This is a genomic window from Vibrio sp. S12_S33 (genome assembly GCF_963889785.1).
Classification (GTDB): Bacteria; Pseudomonadota; Gammaproteobacteria; order Enterobacterales; family Vibrionaceae; genus Vibrio; species Vibrio aestuarianus.
The window spans coordinates 19397-42227 of record NZ_CAWPQZ010000035.1; the positions used below are offsets into that span (position 1 = coordinate 19397).

Sequence of the window (22831 nt, forward strand, 5' to 3'; positions counted from 1 at the left end):
AAAATTAGTCGACCACATTTGTAACTTTAAAACCACAAATTCAAATGCTTTCTTAGGTTCACCTTTAACTTTTCTTTGTTTATACCTTGTCTTAGATGACGTTACATTTCAAGGCTAACCAAACTAGACATAAGTCTTACAAAGCCTTAATAAACCTTACACCAACAGCAGTTAGAGTAAAAGATCAAAAGTTAACAAATAGTTAAATTTGAAGTTTTATTCCGTTTAAAACAACTGATTGATTTTGGCTACATTTTTGTAATTAATTACGTTATTTAATTACAAAATAATTTTTAAATGGAATTCGTTTTAAACAGTCGTTCGAATTAATGATAAGCGGATAAGCAGTTGTGCTAATTAATAGTGGAGAACCTAACTCGACGTTTATTTAAACAACACGTCGGACAAAAGCTGTGAAATTGAGGTTGTGAAGTTTTCTTAATTTATGAAATCTTCAACAAGAATTACTTGTGAAATTTTACAAGTCAAAAAACACCAACAGAATAAAAAACTAAAAAGCCCACTAAAAACAGGGAGCTTAAAGTCATTTATCTCATTTCGTGGGCTAAGACTAAGTGCTAGAGCAGAGCTGAAACCACATCCGCTAATTGATTAAAAGTCGTAGTTCGAGATGAACTTGGCCGCCATACTAAGCCAATTTCACGGTATGCCTGCTGGCCAGGAGGATCAACGACCACTAAGTTTTGGTTGTCTAACAACCCATGGTCGATAGCCATTTGCGGAATAAAGGTAGTGCCTAAGCCATTGGCGACCATCTGTACCAATGTATGCAAGCTGGTTGCGGTAAAGGGGTTAATTTTCTCTTTGTCTGTTAGCTTACAAGCTGAAACGGCATGCTCGGTAAGACAGTGTTCATTCTCAAGTAAAAATACTGACTCATCAGGTAGATCATCGTATTTGATAGGTACCCGAATACGGTCAGCCTGATGACGACTGATAACCATTCGAAACGGATCTTTCCCAACGACTCGACTGGCCATGTTGCCTATCTCAATCGGCAGTGCCAAAATCAGCACATCCAATTCACCATGGCGCAATGCGGTTAATAAATTAGCCGTGGTATCTTCTCGCAACAATAAGTTGAGTTTTGGAAAATGCGTGTTTATCTCTTGCACTAAATCGCACAATAGGAAAGGAGCAATCGTCGGAATACACCCCAACTTAAGTTGTCCTTGCATATCATCACCTTGGCATAGTTTACCAAGCTCAACCAAGTCCTGGCCTTTTGCCAATAACTCACGCCCTTGGCTCACCACCAATTCACCCGCATGAGTAAATACTAAAGGGCTTTTTTTGTCTTTCTTTTCATATAAAGGACACCCAATTAACTCTTCTAAGTTTTGAATACCTTTACTAAGAGTCGATTGGCTAACAAAGCATCTATCAGCCGCATCACTAAAGTGTCGGGTTTCATGAAGTGTCACTAAATAATGTAATTGCTTTAAACTCGGCCATTTATTCATAATTGTATTAGTATCTTATATCATTACTGTCTAATAGATAACGATTCTAGACTCATCGCTTTTTTCGATTAACTTAATCTATTTATTTCGCTTTTTTCAATACTACAATCTGTACTATAGTTTGTCTCGTTCAAACACGGACTGAACCGAAACAAACTTATCGGTTCGGAACTAAACATAATTCTTAGGAGCAAAAAAATGGTACTAGTTGGTCGTAAAGCCCCTGATTTTACTGCAGCAGCTGTTCTTGGTAACGGTGAAATCGTTGATAGCTTCAACTTCGCAGAATTTACTAAAGGTAAGAAAGCGGTAGTTTTCTTCTACCCACTAGACTTCACTTTCGTTTGCCCATCAGAGCTAATCGCTTTTGACAAGCGTTTCGAAGACTTCCAAGCTAAAGGCGTTGAAGTAATCGGCGTTTCTATCGATTCTCAGTTCTCTCACAACGCATGGCGTAACACTGCTGTTGAGAACGGCGGTATTGGTCAAGTTAAATACCCTCTAGTTGCTGACGTTAAGCATGAAGTTTGTAAAGCATACGATGTAGAGCACCCAGAAGCAGGCGTTGCTTTCCGTGGTTCTTTCCTAATCGACGAAGATGGCCTAGTACGCCACCAAGTTGTTAACGACCTACCACTAGGCCGTAACATCGACGAAATGCTACGTATGGTTGACGCGCTAAACTTCCACCAAAAGAACGGTGAAGTGTGTCCAGCACAATGGGAAGAAGGTAAAGCAGGTATGGATGCATCTCCAAAAGGTGTTGCAGCATTCCTATCTGAGCACTCAGACGACCTAGGCAAGAAATAATTACTCCTTAGCCCGCGCTCAACTCGGGTCAATGGTTGGACATATAATAAAGCGTAAAACGCATCGCCAATCAGTTAAGAAGTAAAGTCCTTATCCAAGCCCAAAGCACTGCTTTGGGCTTTTTGTTATGTGTCAAATTATGCTGCGCAGAAACGGTTATACAAATGAGGTATGTTTACTTGGCAAACTTTACCCCTATTTCCCACTTGCTTCACACAGACTCCAGTATGATTACTTGCTAATATTGGATAAATTTTACAAATAGAGCTTTGCTATGAATACTCAAATTGAAGTCTGCATTGATAATATTGAATCACTGCACAATGCAATTGCTGGTGGTGCAACCCGTATTGAGCTCTGTTCATCACTAGCCTTAGGCGGCTTAACACCGAGTTTTGGTTTGATGAAAAAGGCCGCTGAGATTTCAACTATTCCCGTTTATGCGATGATCCGCCCACGCCAAGGTGATTTCCTTTACGATCAAGACGATATCGACTCAATGTTAATCGATATTGAAATGGCGAAACAAGCAGGGCTGGATGGCATTGTCTTTGGAATTTTGAACCCAAATCGAACCATTAATATTGAAGCTAGCCAACAAATGATAAAAGCAGCGCAAGGTTTAGGCAGTACTTTTCACCGCGCTATTGATCAATGCCATAGCTATAAACAAGCAATTGAAGATGTTGCTTCTCTCGGATGTGAGCGAATACTTACTTCAGGTTTAGCGCCCAATGCTTATAATGGGAGATCTGTAATTGCAGAAATGGTTAAGCTTGCAGGTGATCGCTTTTCTATCATGGCGGGCGCAGGGCTAAATGCGAGTAATATTGGCGAGGTGATCAAAGAAACAGGCATTACTGAAATTCACCTATCAAGTAAATCAACCCGAGCCAGTAAAATGGACATGATCGCCAATGCGATAAAAATGGGACACGATTCTATCGATGAGACCTTGATTCCAGTCACTGATGTAGAGTTACTCCAAGAAGTCGTACGTCAGCTCAGTTAGCAATTAGCAATTAGCAATTAGCAATTAGCAACAGAGTAAAGTCTTACATAAAAGGTGAAGGAAAAGTCTTCACCTTTTAAGGTTTAAGTAAGTCATCAATAGATTGCTTGTCTAAATGCCGTACATCTTTACCTTTCACAAAGTAAATAATGTATTCGCAGATATTTTGACAACGGTCTCCAACCCGCTCAATAGCGCGAGCCGACCACATCACTTGCAAAATATGTGGGATATTTTTCGGGTCTTCCATCATGTAGGTCATCAATTGTCGAATGACCGCTTCATATTCAGCGTCTAATTTATCATCCAGTTTGTACACTTCTGCCGCTGACTCAATATCCATTCGAGCAAATGCATCTAACACTTGGTGTAACATCGCGATAGCTTGGCGACATAAAGGTTCCAGGGAAACGTGAAATTTGCTCTCTTTTACTGAAGGGCTTTCAATCGCAACGTAGGCGATTTTAGTCGCAACATCACCAATTCGCTCAAGATCAGTAATGGTTTTGATGATCGCCATAATTAAACGTAAATCTTTCGCTGTCGGTTGACGTTTAGCTATAATCCGCGTGCAGGCTTCATCGATAGAAACTTCTAATGCATTGACTTTATGATCATCCCGAACCACCTTACGAGCCAGGTCAGCATCATCTTTATGTAATGCCTGCATCGCAAAAGAAAGTTGTTGCTCCACCAGCCCGCCCATAGTTAAAACATGAGTACGGATTGACTCAAGTTCAACATTAAATTTTCCTGAAATGTGGCGACCTAGCTGCATTATGCTTCCTTATAAAATACGTTATTGATTAAAATATTAACCATACCTACCAGTAATATAGTCTTCGGTCTGTTTTTTCAATGGTGATGTAAAAATCGAGTCCGTATCAGCATACTCGATCAATTTTCCCATATGAATAAAAGCGGTGTGATCGCTCACCCTTGCCGCTTGTTGCATGTTGTGGGTAACAATAACAACCGTGTATTTGGTTTTCAGATCATTAATCAGCTCTTCGATAGTCAAGGTTGAGATAGGATCAAGTGCCGATGTTGGTTCATCTAATAATAGCACTTCAGGTTCGATAGCTATCGCTCGAGCAATGACCAAACGCTGCTGCTGTCCACCCGATAACCCAAAGGCATTTTCATGCAATCGATGTTTTACTTCATCCCATAACGCAGCTGAACGTAAGGCTCGTTCAACCGCGTCGTCTAAGGTACGGCTATTTTTAACCCCTTGCAGGCGCAATCCATAAACCACATTTTCATAAATCGACTTAGGAAATGGGTTAGGTCTTTGGAACACCATCCCAACACGACGACGTAAAGTTGCCACATCCACTTCTGGATGATACACATTTTTACCATGCAGCTTGACTTGCCCTTCCACTCGGCACCCTTCGACTAAATCGTTCATACGATTAATGCAACGCAATAGTGTCGACTTTCCACAGCCAGAAGGTCCAATGAAAGCAGTCACCTGCCCCTTAGGAATTCGCATTGAAATATTGCTCAACGCTTGAGTTTGTTTGTAAAACAGGTTGAGCCCTTCTATCGCTATCGCGGTTTGCTTATCGCTCAAATTATTCACATCTAACGGGGCGTGATAACCCAAAGTTTGATTGATGGAAAACATGCTTAATCTTGCCCCAACGTTCGGTATTTCTCACGCAAATTATTGCGAATACTAATGGCAGTTAAATTCAACGCGACAATAACAGTGACGAGTAAAAAGGAGGTCGCGTAAACCAATGGCCGCGCAGTCTCAATATTGGTAGTTTGAAAACCGACATCATAAATATGAAAGCCTAAATGCATGAACTTGCGTTCTAGATGAACAAATGGAAATTCGCCATCAACGGGTAAGCTGGAGGCCAATTTAACCACACCAACCAACATCAATGGAGCCACTTCACCCGCAGCCCTTGCAATAGCAAGGATTAAGCCGGTAATAATGGCTGGACTTGCCATCGGTAAAACAATCCGCCAAATGGTTTCAAATTGTGTTGCACCCAAAGCTAAGGAACCATGCCTTACAGAACTCGGGATCCTTGTTAAACCTTCTTCAGTGGTCACTATCACGACCGGTAAAGTCAGTACGGCTAAGGTTAACGCCGACCACAATAAACCTGGTGTGCCAAAAGTTGGGGCGGGCAGACGCTCGGCATAAAACAGTGCATCAATCGATGACCCTATCGTATAGACAAAAAAACCAAGGCCAAACACCCCATACACAATGGACGGAACCCCAGCCAAGTTTATGACAGCTACTCGAATAACTCGAGTGAACGCATTATCTTTGGCGTATTCATGCAGATAAATGGCAGCCACTACTCCGAGTGGCATCACAATGATTGACATAATCAACACTAAAAACACCGTACCAAATATGGCAGGAAATACACCACCTTCCGAGTTAGATTCACGCGGGCTTTGCGATAAAAACACCCAAACTTGTTTTCCCCATTGAGTGACTTTTTGCCCCAAGTTCATGTCGTTGGGATACCAAATATCGAGGATCTGACTCAACGGAATATAGACTCGGCTACCGGTCATATCTTCGACAATCAATGATTGTTGATTTAATTGAGCACGCAATGCATCAAGCTTTTGCTCAGAGAGCACCAACTGGCTATCTAAATCCTCTTTTCTTTGCCTATATTGCGCAAGATAAGTTTCATCTAACTGTCCATTCAACTCTTTACGACGCTTCTCTAAACGCAATTTTTCAGCAGCATTACCAATGACACGGATTTCCTCGGTAATCATATTGTCGATTTTTTCTCGCAACAAAGACGCATCACGCATTCCTTGCTCGAGCTGCGCTTGAGCATCTAAACTTTCTTGGCCATTCGCTTGCAAATAGGCGATCGGTTTGCCGTAAAACTGGCCATCACGCACACGCTCGATCACAGCCCAGCCGCTAGGCTTTTGCTTATTCGATAATTTGACATCCAAAATAGAGACAAAATCAGCATGAGTTAACTCTCGGTTTGCCACTTTAATACTAAGACGATTAACCTCACCAGACACTAATGCCTCTGGCGGCCAATCAATGTTGACCTCTCGCAGGTGAGTCAACGGCACCTGTTCTTGAGAATAGAGTTGCCCAACAAGTTTCTTGCCGTCACTGGTTTGCCACTGATAAAGCGGTGTAGGCCAGAAATAGGTCAACCCTTTCCAACCAATCAATAGTAGTAACCCTAACACAGAAATCAGGCTGAGACTGACAGCTCCGCCCGTTAACCATATCCAAGGTGCTCCTGATTTAATCCACTTAAACATTCGGGATTGTTATTCCTAATTGATTACAAGGCACGATATTTTTCTCGCAACCGCTGTCTAACCCATTCAGCTACTGAATTCACAAAAAAGGTGAAGATAAATAATAATAAGGCCGCCAAAAATAGTAAGCGATAGTGGCTATTACCCACTTCAGATTCTGGCAATTCAACCGCTATCGTTGCTGAAAGTGTTCTCATTCCTTCCAAGATATTCCAATCTAAAATAGGTGTATTTCCTGTTGCCATTAAGACAATCATCGTTTCACCCACGGCACGCCCTAGTCCCATCATAATCGCAGAAAAAATGCCAGGGCTGGCCGTTAGCAACACCACATGGATTAAAGTCTGCCAAGAGGTCGCCCCTAACGCCAATGAACCATCAGAAAGATGTTTGGGAACAGAAAAAATAGCGTCTTCTGCAATGGTGAAAATCGTCGGAATAACCGCAAAGCCCATAGCGAATCCGACAACCAAAGCATTACGTTGATCAAAGTCTATTCCATGTTGCGCTAAGTAAATTCGAATGTCGCCATCGAACAACCACATTTCTATTTGACTACTGTGAGAAAAAATAAGTGCAGCACTGAGCACCAGTACCGGAATTAAAATCAGCGCATGCCAACCATTGGCGAAATGACGAATCCACCTTTTGGGCAACAAGTACCAGATGATACCAACGAGCAACATAACTATTGGTAACCCCAACATTAACGCCCCTACCGCAGCTAAATGGCTCTCAACAAGCGGTGCAAACCAAAGACCCGCTAAAAAGCCAATAATCACCGTTGGCAACGCTTCCATCAATTCAATTGATGGTTTAACGACGCGGCGCATTTTTGGTGCCATAAAATAGGCAGTATAGATCGCGCCTAGTACCGCGATAGGAACGGCAAACAACATCGCATATGCTGCGGCTTTAAGTGTGCCAAAAGCAATCGGCACTAGGCTAAACTTGGCCTCAAATTCATCATTTGCAGATGTCGATTGCCATACGTATTCAGGTTGTGGGTAACCCTCGTACCAGACTTTTTGCCATAACGAAGAAAACGATATTTCTGGATAATCGTTGTCAATTTTTGCCACATTTAGCTGTTGGTCATTCAATGTAACCAAATACAGCTCGTTATTCGACATCGCCGCTAATTGGGGCGCTTTGTTATACACGCGCTCAAATAGCACCAATTTTTCGCTCGTCGTATAGTGGCTTTGTACGGTGCCATTAGGGTAAAAACTATAAAAGCCTTTACGGTAGCTATCTGGTAATAAAAATTGCACCTGAGGAGCCAGTTTAAACTCCCTAATATGGGTTAACTTACGCTCGCCATTTTGTAACACATCAAACCACTGTGATACTCGGCCATCATGGTGAGTAGCCAAAAGAGAATAGGCTCCTGAGAGTAAGTTTAGTTGAACAACCTGATGTTGTTTATTACCTTGACTTAAATCGACAATCTCTCGTACGGAATAACTCCCCTCGGACTGAGTCACCACTACTAGGTCTGACCCCATACGCAGATAAAGCGTTTTTCCATCCGGCGTAAAGAGCATCTGATCAACATCAGAAAACTGAGCCGGGAACGTAAAACGCTGCCAAAGCTGAGCTGAATGCCTTGCCCCCCATTGAATGGTGACTTGTCCAGTATCAGTGTACGCAGCAAAAAATACATCATCACTTCCAACGGCAAACGTAAACCGCTCAAGAACTTGATCGTCACTCGCGAGAAGCAGCTCGGCAGGCAAAGGCAAGTATTCCACATCAGGAGTCAATTGCCGGCCTTGCTTACTTGGTAGGGAGTTAAATTGAGGACGGGCTACCACAACCCGATTGCTAGCATCAGCGACTGCAAACCAACCATCATTGACCGTGGATGAAGAAAATAGAGCGGGTTTAATCGCTAATCTCTGCGACCACTTAGCGCGGTTGTTACTCGAATCGAGAGACCAAAACGTCATTCGCCCATCATGGTCAAAAATAAAGGCATTTTCACCATACTCATCAATCGACAATAACTGAGGATCAACAGCTGTCACAGCAGATTGTGCAGCATTACTCTCAATTTTGGGGCTACCAAACAACGGGAAAACTACCATAGCCAGATAGACAAAAATCAGCACTAGCGCGCCCAATACACTAATGCCGCCGATGTTCACTGCAAGTCGAAACAAACGATCTTTAATCAGTCGTTTTTGGTCTCGTTCCTTCAATGAAAATTCGGCTGGTGCCATCGCTGTCTCTACCTATACTTTTCTGAGCATACAATATGTAATTTGCATGACAATTATATTACAGCTCGCAATAAATAACTGAAAAGAAAACAACTATATTCAACTTGCTCCCTTGAAACAAAGATGCCACATCAAAGAAAAAACAGATCATTGGTTGAATTCAAGTAGTAGAGTTCTAAATTGTACCTATGAGTTCAATAGAATCACTCCCAAGATAGATCAGTCGGTATTAAACAAAGCGAGTATTAATGTTCGCTATTCAATACCGACCTTAGCGAGCTCTTGTTTTGCAAATTCAGTACTAATGGGAACATACCCGTCCTTTTCAACTAACGCTTGTCCCTGACGAGAAAAAATAAAGCGGATAAACTCGCGCTGAATAGGTGAAAAGTCTCGTGTTGGGTGTTTATTCACATAGACGTAAAGATAACGAGATAACGGATATTTCCCCGACAAAATGTTCTCTTGACTAGCTTCAACATACTCACGGCCTTGCTTAGCTATTGGAATTAACTTAACACCGGAAACTTGATAGCCAACACCGGAATAACCAATGGTATTGATTGATGAAGCAACCGACTGCACTACCGAAGCTGAACCTGGCTGCTCATTGACGTTTTTTTTGAAATCACCACCACACAGCGCATTCAATTTAAAGTAACCATAAGTTCCTGATACAGAATTACGACCAAACAGCTGAATCCCCCGTTTGGCCCAAGCGTAATCCACACCTAGTTCAGACCAAGTATTGATCGGCTGATTAGCCCCACAACGCAATGTGGATGAGAAAACGCTGTCGAGCTGCACAAAGTTCAACCCTTGAACAGGGTTATCTTTGTGAACAAAAATACCAATAGCGTCAATCGCCACTCGCAGAGCCGTAGGCTTATAGCCATGCATCCGCTCAAAAGCTTCAATTTCTCGGCTACGCATCGGGCGGCTCATCGGTCCAAATTGCGCCGTTCCTTCCGTTAATGCCGGTGGCGCGGTTGATGAACCAGAAGCTTGGACTTGCGCATCTATATTCGGATAAACGTTTTTAAACTCTTCCACCCACAAGGTAGTCATCCCCGCGAGCGTATCTGAACCAACCGACAACAAACTCCCCGCTACACCCGACGTTTTTTTATAATCAGGCAGAGAATTAGCAGCAATAAGATGCGAAAACACCAAGCAAGAAAATATCACGAATGGTTTCAATGCCTTTTTCATCATGATCTCACAACCAAACGCTTTGGCAGTACAAATGAAAACTGACTGCCGACGCCAACTTCACTGCGTATCTCTAAATGTGAATCGTGGTGAGAAAGTGCATGTTTTACAATCGCCAAACCTAAACCACTGCCGCCTGTATCACGAGAGCGCGCTTTATCCACCCGGTAAAAACGTTCGGTTAAACGATGCAAATGTTGCGGTTCAATACCATCGCCCTTATCAGTAACCTCAAGACAAGCACCTTGCGCATTTTGATACCAACGCACATTAATTTCCGCACCGGGCGGGGTATATTTCACCGCGTTATAGACAAGATTTGAAATCGCACTACGCAGTTGATCTTCATCCGCTAGCACCTTTAACTGCTTATCGACACTAAAATACAGTTTGTGATGATGATCTCCACTCAGACTCAGTGCTTCTTTTTCAAGAATTTCGAGCATGGCTGGTACATTAACTACATCTTCCAATTCATGCATTGGCGCTGCTTCAATTTTGGAGAGCGTTAAGAGCTGATTAACTAAACTGTTCATTCGGTTAAGCTGCTCTGTCATGACTCCATGCGCTTTTGGCCACATCGGCCCCACAAGCATGTCAGGATCTTCGGTCATCTCAAGGTAACCTTGTAGTACAGTCATCGGTGTTCGAAGCTCATGAGAAACGTTAGCAAAAAAGTTACGGCGCATGCCTTCAAGCTGTTTTAGCTGAGTCACATCACGCACCACCATTAAATGCTCACCTTCAGTGTACGGCACAATACGCAGTTCAAGCATACGTTCTACATTGAGCGGTGAGCGCATTTCAAGTGGCTCGCTGAAATCATTTTTTTGCAGATATTTGATAAAATCTGGAGCGCGTAACAAATTCGAGATAGGTTGTCCTGCGTCATCTGGCCAGCGAAAACCGAGTAAATGCTGCGCAAGACGGTTACACCAAACAATGTTGCCTTCGTCGCGAAATACCACCACCGCATCAGGAAGTGATTCTGCACCATTACGAAAACGGCGGATTAAATTGGTCAGCTCTTTGCGCTTTTTTCGCTGACGCTGCTGAAGACGATAAATCCCATTAAACAGGGATTCCCAGTTGCCAGAACCAGAAGGTGGTGTTAAACGTTTTTCATCCCACAACCACGCAGAAAGGCGCATTTGGTTGTGCAAATGCCATACCAATTGCAACACTGTTGCCGCAAGCAACAGCCAAGGCATATAACCGAAGATCCACCCGATCACAATCCAAGGGGAGTAAAAAAAAGCCAGCTCCCAAGCTAGCCTTTTCCACGTAAGTCGTTCAACCATTCAGTTCCTCAATTCCGTCTTTAAGCTTTGATCGAGAAGCGATAACCGGCACCACGTACGGTTTGAATCAGCTTGTCATGCCCCGCTTCCTCTAAAGCTTTTCTTAAGCGACGAATATGAACATCAACCGTACGATCTTCCACATAAACATTAGTGCCCCATACATTATTCAGTAGTTGTTCGCGGCTATATACACGCTCTTGGTGCGTCATGAAGAAGTGGAGCATTTTGAATTCAGTCGGCCCCATATCTAATGGCTGCTCGTTGGCGGTAACGCGGTGAGAGACTGGGTCTAACTTTAGACCTTGTACATCAATCACATCTTCAAGAGCGGTAGGAGTAACGCGACGAATAACGGCTTTAAGGCGAGCCACCAGCTCTTTGGGAGAAAAAGGCTTTGTTATATAGTCATCAGCCCCAACTTCGAGGCCACGTACTTTATCTTCTTCTTCACCACGCGCAGTCAGCATTACCACCGGAATATTGCGGGTCAATTCTTCACGTTTCATATGTTTGATAAAGTTAATGCCACTACCACCAGGCAACATCCAATCTAATAACACGAGATCAGGGAAGGGTTCAGCAAGTTTGTTTACCGCGGTATCGTAATCTTCTGCCTCTACCGCTTGATAACCTTTTTGCTCAAGTACGAAGCATAGCATTTCACGAATTGGGGCTTCGTCTTCAACAACCAGAATCCTTCTAGACATAATTGAACAACCTTTCTATGTAATCAACGCTATGCATTATGAGAAACAATTATGACACTTTTGTGACCTTTGAAAACAATTTTTCATATAACTTTCTTATCAAGTTCATGTTTATATTTTGAAATTGGTTTAAGACTTTAACACTTAAATCCCCTATCATGTTGCGTCTTCTAATAAGGTAAGAGAAAGAATATGTGGTTTAAAAACTGTATGGTTTATCGTGTTAATCGCGATGTTGAATTTAATGCTAACAAACTTGAAGAACAACTGGCTGAATTTCGTTTTACGCCATGCGGGAGTCAAGATAAGCAGAAATTTGGCTGGGTTCATGCGATGGGAAGACACGGTGACATGATGACTCATGTCTCTGAAGACCGTATTCTGATCTGCGCGAAAAAAGAAGAAAAAATGCTTCCTGCATCGGTTATTAAAGAATCTTTAAATGCCAAAGTAGAAATGATAGAAGCTGAAGAAGGTCGTCCTCTCAAAAAGAAAGAAAAAGACAACCTGAAAGAAGACATTGTGATTGATCTTCTACCACGAGCTTTCAGCCGTAGTAATCTCACTTTCGTTCTGATCCTACCAAAGCAAGGCCTTATTCTTGTTGATGCAGCAAGCTATAAAAAAGCAGAAGACGTATTAGCACTACTGCGTAAAACCATGGGCAGCTTACCCGTTGTACCAGCGATTCCAGAACAAGCGGTTGAAACCACGTTAACGGCATGGGTGAAAAGTGGTGATTTACCTCAAGGCTTTACTTTACTTGAAGAAGCAGAACTCAAATCGCTATTAGAAGACGGTGCTGTTATTCGTTGTAAGAAGCAAGAATTAACCAGTGATGAGATTTTAAGTCACATCGAAGCCAATAAAGTCGTCACAAAACTCTCTTTGAATTGGCAAGATCGCATCAGCTTCATTTTAGCTGAAGATTGCAGCATAAAACGTTTAGCATTTAGTGATGATCTTAAAGATCAGAATGATGACATTCCACGCGAAGATCCTGCAGCACGCTTTGATGCAGACTTTTCTCTGATGTGTGGCGAAATATCAGCCTTCTTACCTAACCTGTTTGAAGCACTCGGTGGTTTACCTCACCCAGAGGCATAGTTTCCTCATCCATTTGCAAGAATCAAAGAGTTAAAGCCTGATATCCATACAGTAAATCAGGCTTTTTTTTCTATCCCTAACTATCACCCTAGGCACATCTCTTTTTTTGGCGTAAAATTTGCGCCCCTCCAATACCATTAGGTGGTATTGGCCTGACTTGAGATCAGAATTAGAGAATAGCAATGAGCACAAATAAACCTTTCGTACCTGAACTACTATCACCAGCAGGCAGTTTAAAAAATATGCGTTATGCATTCGCCTATGGTGCTGATGCGGTTTACGCTGGACAGCCACGCTACAGCCTTCGTGTACGTAACAACGAATTCAATCATGAAAATCTGCAAATCGGTATCAATGAAGCACACGCTTTAGGCAAGAAACTGTATGTGGTTTGTAATATCCAACCTCATAACTCGAAACTAAAAACGTTCATTCGCGATCTAAAACCGGTTGTCGATATGGGCCCAGATGCACTGATCATGTCAGACCCTGGTCTTATCATGATGGTTCGTGAAGCATTTCCAGAAATGCCGATTCACCTTTCAGTACAGGCTAATGCTGTTAACTGGGCAACCGTTAAGTTTTGGGCATCTCAAGGTGTGGAACGTGTCATTCTTTCCCGTGAGCTTTCGCTAGAAGAAATTGAAGAGATTCGCCAACAATGCCCTGATACTGAACTAGAGATTTTCGTGCATGGCGCGCTTTGCATGGCGTATTCAGGCCGTTGTCTATTGTCTGGTTATATTAATAAGCGCGATCCAAACCAAGGCACTTGCACTAATGCTTGCCGTTGGGAATATAAAGTCGAGACGGCTAAAGAAGATGAATCTGGCCAAATTGTTGAAAAATTTGACCCAGCAACGGTTCAAACAATCGAAGTACAAGAAGAGCGCCCTGATAATACGCTTGGCTTAGGTAAACCGATTGATGATGTGGTATTGCTGTCAGAAAGCCATCGTCCAGAAGAAAAAATGGCCGCGTTCGAAGATGAGCATGGTACTTACATCATGAACTCAAAAGATTTGCGTGCGGTACAACACGTAGAGCGCCTCACTCAAATGGGTGTCCACTCTCTCAAAATCGAAGGTCGTACTAAGTCCTTCTATTACTGTGCTCGTACTGCTCAAGTTTACCGCAAAGCCATTGACGATGCGGTTGCAGGTAAGCCGTTTGATGAAAATTTAATGGGTACTTTAGAAAGCCTAGCTCACCGTGGTTACACTGAAGGCTTCCTACGTCGCCATACTCATGATACTTACCAAAACTACGATTACGGTTATTCCGTATCTGATTCACAACAATTTGTCGGTGAATTTACAGGCAAACGCCGCGGTGAAATGGCTGAAGTTGAAGTAAAGAACAAGTTCATCCTAGGTGATAGTTTAGAGCTGATGACACCAAAAGGTAACGTGGTGTTCACACTAGAAGCAATGGAAAATCGTAAAGGTGAAACCGTAGACGACGCAAAGGGAAATGGGCACTTTGTTTATATCCCTGTTCCTGAAGAATTGGATTTAAGCTTTGGCTTGTTAATGCGTAACTTAAATGCCGGTCAGGATACCCGTAACCCTGTAGGTAAGTAACATGGCATTACTGATCACAAAGAAATGCATTAATTGTGATATGTGTGATCCTGAGTGCCCGAATGGTGCCATCTCAATGGGTAGCAGTATCTACGAAATTGATCCACATTTATGCACGGAATGTAAGGGACATTACGACAAACCAACTTGTCAGTCTGTATGCCCTATCACTAACTGCATCATCACCGATCCTGAGCACATCGAAACTGAGAGTGAACTACTCGAAAAGTTTGTCATCATTCAAGGTTTAGCCTGATGAAAAAGCCCAATCGAACGATTGGGCTTTTTTTATTTACTAGCCAGTCCTTTGCTTTTTAAGTAATCCAACATAAAAGGGCGAGACTCTTGAGATAATTTAGCCGTGATTTGTTGTGACCACATTTCTTGCTTGGTATTACTTGCACGTGATTGATAATAATCAAGCATGGTTTGATCGTATTGTTTGATCGCATTCTGATCGAGTTTTTGGTAGCTATCTTGGTGGACAATCACAGTAGGACTTAAGCGAGGTTTTAACTGAGGATCTTGAGCTGGATGACCTAAGCACATGCCAAACAAAACCGCACAATACTTAGGGAGCTCTAGTAACTCATCGACCTCTTTAGGAGAGTTTCTTAATCCACCAATATAAACACCACCCAACCCCATCGACTCTGCGGCAAGTAAACAGTTTTGCGCCATAATCCCAGCATCAACGGCCCCGATAAGTGTCAACTCCATAAACTCAGGTTTCACTTCAGGATTCATTGCATAGTGACGTTGATAATCAATGCAAAAAACTAAAAACTCTGCAGCGGTAGCCACATAGGCTTGATTACCAGCCAGCTTAGCTAATTGTTCACGCTTAGATTTATCCGTAACCCGAATAACAGAATTTACTTGTAACAAGCTTGATGAAGACGCGGCAATACCGGATGAAATAATCGCATCCATTTGTTCTTGAGAAACCGCCTGATCGGAAAACGAGCGGATAGAGCGGTGAGAGAGAATGGTTTTAACAACAGCGTTCATTCAGACTTCCCTCTCAATAGTGTTTCGCATTGTCGTAGTAAGCGCTCGGCTCCAAAGCCGTAAAAATAACAGCAACGTTATTGTCTTCACCAACAATTTCTTTCACTTGTTTCGTGACTACTTGAGCAACCGTATCTCTAACCTCTTGTCCACGTTCAAACCAAAATACCTCAACAAAAGGATAAGCTGGACTCACTTCACCTTCATGAAAAAATGTGGTGTAAATATATTCAAACGTAAAATCTTCACGTGGTGATCCCATCACTGACTCCAACTCATCAATTAAGGGCTTTGATAAAGCTTGTACAGTTTGAGGTTCAACAGCTCGAAATCTAAAATGCGGCATAATAAGTTTCCCTTATCGTTAAGTGAAACTATCATAGCAGGAAGATAGATGGTGGGCGAGGTTGTCTCAAGCAAGCGGCTATTCATAACGATAATAATAGGGATGCTAAGCTAACTCTGTTAGAATTGCCCGCCCTCAAACCTTGATACAACGGCTTAATAAACGTATCAAGGTGTAATTGAAGATTTGCACGCAAATCCAGCCAGCTTTGCTTAGTTAGATACTTAGGAACTCGTTATGATGACTGATGAAGAAAGAATTGAATTACAAAAGAACAACCCATTACACGGTCTTAAGTTAGAAACGTTAATACAAGAGCTAGTCGATTTTTACGGTTGGGATATTCTAGATACCGCGATGCGTTTTAACTGTTTTCACACTAACCCATCGGTTGCGAGCAGTGTTAAGTATTTAAATAAAACAGATTGGGCAAGAGAAAAATTAGAGAATTTTTACCTATACCGTTTTAAGCGTATGCCTCGTGCATCTAGCGAAGAGTATGATTTACCACCTCGAGCTCGCACCTTTGCACATGGGATTAAACCAAAAGAGCCAATGGAACTCACTGTTGATTCAATTTTGAAGTCGCAAGCCAAAGCAGCATCGGCTCATAAAGATCGTTCTTCTCGTGGACGCCAATTCCGCCGTTAGTTAACTGACAACTAGTATGCAAAACAAAGAGTCAAACGTGGTTAGCTGTATTTGACTCTTTTAGCTTTTGTGAAGATGGATATAAGCCAAGTTTTGTTTAACTATACCCGTTCAACTTGAAGATGCAGGTTTCAAAACCTGAAAGTTATCCGTAATTCTGGATACGAGTGAACCTGCAACTTCTGGTAATGTTTGCCTAATTAAAAGTTTTGCTGATTGTATCATAATAGCTTTAATTGCATTAATTTAACCTAAGCTTGGATTACTTATAATGTATCTGTTAATAATCTATAATAGGTAGATTTGAATATGTTAAGCCCCCCAAAATAATGGAGGGCAGTTTATGTATTTGGCTCTCCCTTTATAGATTATCTTTTGCGGCGAACTTTGGATACTTTGTATTCTAGTAAACCACCATTATCACCCTTTAAATAGAGCGTTTTTTTCACTCCGATATCATAAGGTAAATCTGGTATGTATTGGTTAATGATATCATCATTATTAGCAGTATCTAATTCATAAATTTTGATATCTAAATCAAATACAGGGGAAGAATTACTTTTTATTGTACTTAAAAACGGAATAGACTGGTACACATCATTATTGTTGGTTGTTTCATTTTCTTTCAAGGTAGTATTAAAGATAGTTTGTCCATTCACAGTTAAATTCACATCTCCATAGGCTTCAAATTGGTCACCCGCTCCATCATGATGAGTAAATTTAAGTACACCTTCAATGATATAGATGTCACCACTATTGAAATCTCCATCTTTATTGGTACTACTATTCAGATTTACTTTGTTATCTTCATCCAAATCGCTGAGCCAGTCACAACTACTAGCTACAGAAATTGATTCTACTTTGTTATCTAGGCCGAAGGCGTTTCCTTTGCCGATACAATCATCAACATCTAAAGTTGTATCTCCATCTCTTTCCCAAATATTAACAAAATAGGCACCGTTTCCTTTACTATTGATTCTGGATTCTAATGACCTAGCCATACCATGTAGAATACCAAATCCTGAATCTTTCGCTGTTCTTCTATCAAGGTTGAATACGGGAATAGCATCCCCCAAATAAAATGGAATTTCTAATCCTTTGAGTAGGTACTTAACATCACTAGGAATATTAATAGATTCAGGTACAAGTTCTAATATATTTACGCCTATAGCTTCGGGCATATAATATAGTTGACCATATATTTCGGCACCAGCTTGACCTACTTGACCCTCTTTAGCAAAACCATTGTAATCCACATGCCAAGTTAGATTTAAATGGTTATTGTTTGGGGTGAAAATATTAGATTGTATCTTTGTTATATTGGCATTAAGTATATAGATTCCAGAGACAGATTTTAAGTAACGGTCTAATTCAGTGGGATTTAATAGTATATCTACAATGCTGCCACTCTCTTTAATAAAGTCAACTGTCAGGTTGATAACTTCAAGTAAGTTTTTACCAGGTTCATTATTACGAAATAGCTTTTCGTATCCAAGAAAATTTGCTAGTTGAACGACTGTATCTATACTGTTAGCATCCTTATTTATATTTAATTGTTGGCTAACTGCATTACTTATATCAGTTAACGTAGAGAACATGGTCGAATTTAAATAAGGGTAACTATAAGTCCCGTTACAGATCGTATCGTCGTTTATAGTATCTAACTCCGTTATATTACATTCGATAGTAATCTTATCAGATATATTGGTTCCTTTTGGTACGGAGAAGGTAAACGAGTACAACGTTGGTTCTAAAAAATTGACAGGCAACGTACCATTTTGTGTATCAATCAGAGTGATTTCTTTATTTCCTATTGTTTCTTCAGGCAAAATAACCTTAATTTTACCTTGTAGCTCACTCTGTTGAGCGATCATATCTGCGCGGCGGATAATTTCAGCAATCGGCTTATTGACTAAGTCACCAAGATCGAAAATATTGTTACCATACCTTAAACCATCAAAAGAACTGGATAATAACGATAGATTGACTCTATATGTATCGTGTTCAATTGGTTCATCTTCTGTGATTTCAGGAACGAATATGATAGAGGCAACATCATCATTGTCAACTTCCAACGGACCGCATGTTGAAGTGAGTGGCCCGTCATCTTCTTCTAAGGCTTCCAAATACACCCCATAACCACCCTGTGCTGCGCATTGGCCCAATTCATTAATGTCCCAATTATTGTCTCGACCGCTACCATCAAAATCAGTATAAGAACCAAAGGAAGTTAGTGTGTGACCTACGTCATTGGTGATCCTAAACTCAAAGTCAATATGACCTTCGTTGTTAATGGAGCCTAAATCCCATGTTTCGGTACAAAAAGTACCAGTCATTCCCTTGTTGATATTTATTGTAGCATCGCGATAGCGATAACGATCTAAAGTACTGGTATCTACAATAGATGCGCTAGTATGAACGGTTAAATTACTAGAATAAGCTTCTGCTATGCTAACGCAGTTTCGCTGCAGAACATCCCCAGATGGTCCTGTTGAATTTTTAGCAAAAGATATTTGTGATATCAAACTCAGTATAACCAAGTAGAATAATGAGGGTAATATACTTTTCATAAATTTACTCTTTTTTGTTAGTTCAATTTGTCATTAACTAAATGCAAAATAGTAGTTTTTATTTAAGTTAAAACATGGAGATATGGCCATTTTATATAACTAAAATGATAAATACTCTTCATATTTTGTATTTGGTTTAAATTACGGTAGATATGTAAAATTAGTTCGTTCCGTAAGAGTTATGTGGTGTACAATAAGTTATCGGAAGCTCGGGAACAAATATGATAGAGACGCCGTCTTCATCATCAACTTCTATTAGACCGCATGTAAAAGTGAGTGGCTTATCATCGGCGATGTAGGCTTTCAAATACACACCATAACCACCCTGTGCTGCACATTGACCCTTTTCATTAATATCCCAGTAGTTGTCGGCGCCAGTACCATCAAAATCAGAATAGGACGAAAAGGAAGCTAAGGTTGTTCCCGTATTATTTTTGACATTAAAGGAAAAATCTACATAGCCTTCATCATAAATACTATTTAGATCCCATTTATCAGAGCAGAACATGCCAGTCCTTCCTGGACTGATATCTATAGTGGTGTTCTTACTCCCCTTGATTTGTCCACCTGTTTCTTTCGCAGTTGCAGAAGTGAATACGTGTAATTCACCAGGGTAACTTTCTGTTATGTTAATACAGTTTTGTTGAAGAACATCGCCCCTAGGCCCGGTTAATTCTTTAGCAAAGGATATTTTGAATACGGTGCTTAGAATTAATATATAAATTATTGATGGCAATATTTTTTTCATAACATCTTCTCTCTTTTAGTTCATTTTTTATTAATAACTCAGGCATAAATGATGATACTATTTTTAATAAAATCATGAGGAACAGTCAGCTAATCATGAGGAAGTTAAGTTCCAATTGTGTGATATTCGTCTTTGTTAAATATAACAAATGGTGATAATTAGATACTAAACAATAGAATAAACAGGTGTTGAATGTGTTTTTATAAAACACCTGTTTATTTGTTGGCGCAAAATATCCTCTAACTGTTAGCTATAAAAGAATTTTTATAAAATCCTTGAAATTCATTATTTAACACCTCAAACTCAACGCCACTAAATAGATTTAAAGTAGTCGCCTGTCCTTCATTTTGAATCGTTGACTCGATTGCTCCAAATCGTATATATCGCCTGTTATCAACTATAATAAACTCATGACGTCCAGGCATGTTATCTTTAGCAGGGATGTAGTGTCCAACGATGCTATTAAAGTTATCAAAACTTCCTGCATTAGCTAAAGCTCGTAATGTCCTTATTCTAGTAAAGTTATTATATTGATCTAGTTCTAAAACAGTTTGGAATATACCGGAATTCTCTCTTATGGTATAGAAGATGCTCACCATGTTACCTGTACAAACAGCTGACAATTTTGAAACAAAATTATCTTCGTAGCTATTAGAAAACTCAGGGTTTAATAGTAATATTTTACTGTTTTTTATCTGATAGATTTTGTTGTTTTTACAAATAATAATAAAAATACAAGAATCTTGATTATTTACAGCAACAACATCTAATATATCTTCCGCCTTCGTTGTCTGGTCGAATATAAATTTATTCTTTGGGGCTTCCTCAATATCATTGGTTAGATAAAGTGACATTGTGTAATAACGGTCGCTGCAAATAAAAGCAGCGGCACTATTTCCATGTTTATCAACACACTCTACCGCCCAATAAGCATGTTGAATTGAATAGTCGACACTCCAATTCAATCTACCAGTGAAGCCTTTTTCGAAAAATTCGCTACTTTTGCCATACTCTGGGTTTTTAATCTTTTCTCCTCCAAAGTAATAAATTTTATCTCTTTTTTTCGAAACCACCAAGGTGCTAAGCTCCCGTCTGATATTACCTACATCTTCCACTGAATCTATATTTCTCCAGTCTGTATTCATATCTTTTATGTTAAATGGACGAAAACACCCCCACAGATCATCGTAGACCCTTGTGCGGCATATATAATAACCAAGATCGGGATGAATAAGTTCATTCGGAGAAATTACTTCACTTGTATATCGTTGTATAGGCGTTGGGCTTGGATTCGGTATTCTAAATGCTTCGAATATCCATTGTGCGATAGCAATAATAATACCCACAATAGCGACAATGATTCCTACTGGTCCCGCTAATGCATAGCCCATGAAGGATGCTAATGCTAATCCAAACGCAGCTCCTGAAATAATTAGATTGACAGAGCTCCAGACAATATCGGCAATGTCCCCACTAATAATGGCTTGAGATAAAGACCAACTAGCAATGCCAACAGCCAAAAATGCAAGTCCAAGAAAGCATTTATCGATGAGCTTAGACACATTTCCGAGGAATAGCTTTGATGTGATGGTTTTTTCTAAGTTCATAAACTTAGCCACACTTCCTGTTAATTTGCCCAGATACTGGCTGAATTTTGACATTACTTTCGCAAGTTGATCTGTCACTGGGCTACCGTCCCCAAATAAGAATTTGGTAACATTATGAGCCAGAATTTCATAGCTAATTTGGAGTGAGCCTTCAACAAAGGCGCTGCTTAATTCAATTAGAGATACCGGGTCATCCCAATCTTCTCTATCGGTGGCGGTCGCCCATGTATATTGACCAATACCAAGTAATAAGGTCAACGAAGATAAAACAACATCAGTTGTACCTCCTAGTGTTTTACCTTGATCATTGACTGGATTGGCCAAAATGGGGTAAACGGCACAGATTTTATCTTGTGAAGATTGACTACCAAGTAGATCATTTGACAAATTCAAACTCTGGAATTTATTCCAAACCTTACTTACTCCTCCTTCTTCTCTGAAGAATTCCCGCCAAAAATCACTTTGTGTTGAGGAGTCGTTATCTTGTAGAATTCTAGTAACAGATTCAAAATTTTTATAGTTATTCAAAACTGAATATTGCTCTTCATAGCTTCCCCAGCGTAAGCTATGCGCCACTCCACTTATCACTGTACCAAATAAGATCCGTTCTAACTCACGTAATTCGTCTTCATCTTTTGGTGAGCCAGCCACTATATTTAAGGTGCGAATTTTCTGGATAACCGTGTTTATTTTTTGTAGTGCCAAATTAAATGCATCAGAAGTATCATCGACTTTTAATTGTATAATCATATCTCTGAGAGTTTGCTCTTTTTTATAGTGATAGATTAACTCATCAAGCCAACATTCAGCCTCAAGCTTATAATGATCGATTTCCTTGTTTTGACAATAACTTGTGGCGATTGCATAAAGTTGGTCAATTATTATTTTGAATGTTTCGCCTTTTTCAGCTAAATCAATGTCCGAATTCGCTTTGATCATGTCCCAACTGTTGTAAGCTAATCGGTCACCGTTTGCTACTTCCGTTTGCGACTTATAACCGCATTGAAGGTATTGGCTAATATATTCTGGCATATGAGTCGAAAAGGGCGTTGTTGCCTAAATCAGTTGAACCTTTTCCAAGTCCTGCGATCTGATCCTTTGTGATGGTAAGAGCGGTGATGACATGGGGAAAACGAAAAAGAAGATAACTAACTGGGCGGAGTACAATAAGG

The 22831-nt window shown here is 40.6% G+C and carries 19 protein-coding genes; 6 read left to right on the forward strand and 13 right to left on the reverse strand.

The features are described from left to right. Nucleotides 1-578: 578 nt before the first annotated feature. Nucleotides 579-1484 carry a hydrogen peroxide-inducible genes activator gene (locus tag AACW06_RS14515; RefSeq protein ID WP_053310419.1) on the reverse strand — a complete coding sequence of 302 codons (906 nt, stop codon included), beginning with the start codon at nucleotides 1482-1484 and terminating at the stop codon, nucleotides 579-581. A gap of 198 nt (nucleotides 1485-1682) precedes the next feature. Here AACW06_RS14515 and AACW06_RS14520 point away from each other — a divergent pair, with 198 nt between their 5' ends. Together AACW06_RS14520 and AACW06_RS14525 are read left to right on the forward strand one after the other, a co-directional pair. Then, nucleotides 1683-2294, forward strand: a complete 612-nt coding sequence (locus tag AACW06_RS14520; RefSeq protein WP_053310420.1) for a peroxiredoxin C — start codon at nucleotides 1683-1685, stop codon at nucleotides 2292-2294. A gap of 274 nt (nucleotides 2295-2568) precedes the next feature. Further along, nucleotides 2569-3306 (forward strand): copper homeostasis protein CutC, encoded by a 738-nt coding sequence (locus AACW06_RS14525; RefSeq protein ID WP_192075612.1) that lies wholly within the window; start codon nucleotides 2569-2571, stop codon nucleotides 3304-3306. Nucleotides 3307-3382: 76 nt separating this feature from the next. Here the strand turns inward: AACW06_RS14525 and phoU are convergent, their stop codons facing one another. From phoU to phoB, 7 genes are all read right to left on the reverse strand, one after another. Further along, nucleotides 3383-4084 carry a phosphate signaling complex protein PhoU gene (gene phoU, locus AACW06_RS14530; RefSeq protein WP_168523110.1) on the reverse strand — a complete coding sequence of 234 codons (702 nt, stop codon included), beginning with the start codon at nucleotides 4082-4084 and terminating at the stop codon, nucleotides 3383-3385. 36 nt (nucleotides 4085-4120) lie between these two features. Then, nucleotides 4121-4939: a phosphate ABC transporter ATP-binding protein PstB gene (pstB, locus tag AACW06_RS14535; RefSeq protein ID WP_053310423.1), complete on the reverse strand. Its 819-nt coding sequence runs from the start codon at nucleotides 4937-4939 to the stop codon at nucleotides 4121-4123. Between the two features lie 2 nt (nucleotides 4940-4941). Further along, the gene (gene pstA, locus AACW06_RS14540; RefSeq protein ID WP_192075613.1) at nucleotides 4942-6588 is read right to left on the reverse strand and encodes a phosphate ABC transporter permease PstA; all 1647 of its coding nucleotides are present in this window, start codon (nucleotides 6586-6588) and stop codon (nucleotides 4942-4944) included. A gap of 23 nt (nucleotides 6589-6611) precedes the next feature. Continuing rightward, nucleotides 6612-8813, reverse strand: coding sequence for an ABC transporter permease subunit (locus AACW06_RS14545; RefSeq protein ID WP_192075614.1), 2202 nt, complete (start codon nucleotides 8811-8813; stop codon nucleotides 6612-6614). Nucleotides 8814-9068: 255 nt separating this feature from the next. Continuing rightward, nucleotides 9069-10025: a PstS family phosphate ABC transporter substrate-binding protein gene (locus AACW06_RS14550; protein ID WP_192075623.1), complete on the reverse strand. Its 957-nt coding sequence runs from the start codon at nucleotides 10023-10025 to the stop codon at nucleotides 9069-9071. Then, nucleotides 10025-11326 (reverse strand): phosphate regulon sensor histidine kinase PhoR, encoded by a 1302-nt coding sequence (gene phoR, locus AACW06_RS14555; protein WP_192075615.1) that lies wholly within the window; start codon nucleotides 11324-11326, stop codon nucleotides 10025-10027. Before phoR ends, AACW06_RS14550 begins: the two co-directional genes overlap by 1 nt. Nucleotides 11327-11346: 20 nt before the next feature. Further along, on the reverse strand, nucleotides 11347-12036 hold the full coding sequence (phoB, locus tag AACW06_RS14560; RefSeq protein WP_053310428.1) for a phosphate regulon transcriptional regulator PhoB: 690 nt from the start codon (nucleotides 12034-12036) through the stop codon (nucleotides 11347-11349). A 192-nt stretch (nucleotides 12037-12228) separates the two neighbouring features. Here phoB and rdgC point away from each other — a divergent pair, with 192 nt between their 5' ends. From rdgC to AACW06_RS14575, 3 genes are all read left to right on the forward strand, one after another. Further along, the gene (gene rdgC, locus AACW06_RS14565) at nucleotides 12229-13143 is read left to right on the forward strand and encodes a recombination-associated protein RdgC (protein WP_192075616.1); all 915 of its coding nucleotides are present in this window, start codon (nucleotides 12229-12231) and stop codon (nucleotides 13141-13143) included. Nucleotides 13144-13325: 182 nt separating this feature from the next. Beyond that, nucleotides 13326-14726, forward strand: a complete 1401-nt coding sequence (trhP, locus tag AACW06_RS14570; RefSeq protein WP_192075617.1) for a prephenate-dependent tRNA uridine(34) hydroxylase TrhP — start codon at nucleotides 13326-13328, stop codon at nucleotides 14724-14726. Nucleotide 14727: 1 nt separating this feature from the next. Next, complete coding sequence (locus AACW06_RS14575; protein ID WP_192075618.1) at nucleotides 14728-14982, forward strand: YfhL family 4Fe-4S dicluster ferredoxin; 255 nt, start codon at nucleotides 14728-14730, stop codon at nucleotides 14980-14982. A gap of 32 nt (nucleotides 14983-15014) precedes the next feature. On the opposite strand, the gene nfsA is transcribed toward AACW06_RS14575, so the two are convergent. Together nfsA and AACW06_RS14585 are read right to left on the reverse strand one after the other, a co-directional pair. Next, nucleotides 15015-15737: an oxygen-insensitive NADPH nitroreductase gene (gene nfsA, locus AACW06_RS14580; protein WP_192075619.1), complete on the reverse strand. Its 723-nt coding sequence runs from the start codon at nucleotides 15735-15737 to the stop codon at nucleotides 15015-15017. A 13-nt stretch (nucleotides 15738-15750) separates the two neighbouring features. Further along, nucleotides 15751-16083 carry a DUF1904 domain-containing protein gene (locus AACW06_RS14585; RefSeq protein WP_053310433.1) on the reverse strand — a complete coding sequence of 111 codons (333 nt, stop codon included), beginning with the start codon at nucleotides 16081-16083 and terminating at the stop codon, nucleotides 15751-15753. Between the two features lie 240 nt (nucleotides 16084-16323). Here AACW06_RS14585 and AACW06_RS14590 point away from each other — a divergent pair, with 240 nt between their 5' ends. Then, entirely contained in the window at nucleotides 16324-16734 is a 411-nt protein-coding gene (locus AACW06_RS14590; RefSeq protein WP_192075624.1) for a VF530 family protein, read from the forward strand. Nucleotides 16735-17102: 368 nt separating this feature from the next. On the opposite strand, the gene AACW06_RS14595 is transcribed toward AACW06_RS14590, so the two are convergent. The 3 genes from AACW06_RS14595 to AACW06_RS14605 form a co-directional block, all read right to left on the reverse strand. Next, nucleotides 17103-19304 carry a hypothetical protein gene (locus tag AACW06_RS14595; RefSeq protein ID WP_192075620.1) on the reverse strand — a complete coding sequence of 734 codons (2202 nt, stop codon included), beginning with the start codon at nucleotides 19302-19304 and terminating at the stop codon, nucleotides 17103-17105. Between the two features lie 160 nt (nucleotides 19305-19464). Beyond that, nucleotides 19465-20052: a hypothetical protein gene (locus AACW06_RS14600; RefSeq protein ID WP_192075621.1), complete on the reverse strand. Its 588-nt coding sequence runs from the start codon at nucleotides 20050-20052 to the stop codon at nucleotides 19465-19467. A gap of 239 nt (nucleotides 20053-20291) precedes the next feature. Next, complete coding sequence (locus tag AACW06_RS14605; protein ID WP_192075622.1) at nucleotides 20292-22691, reverse strand: hypothetical protein; 2400 nt, start codon at nucleotides 22689-22691, stop codon at nucleotides 20292-20294. Nucleotides 22692-22831 lie beyond the last annotated feature (140 nt).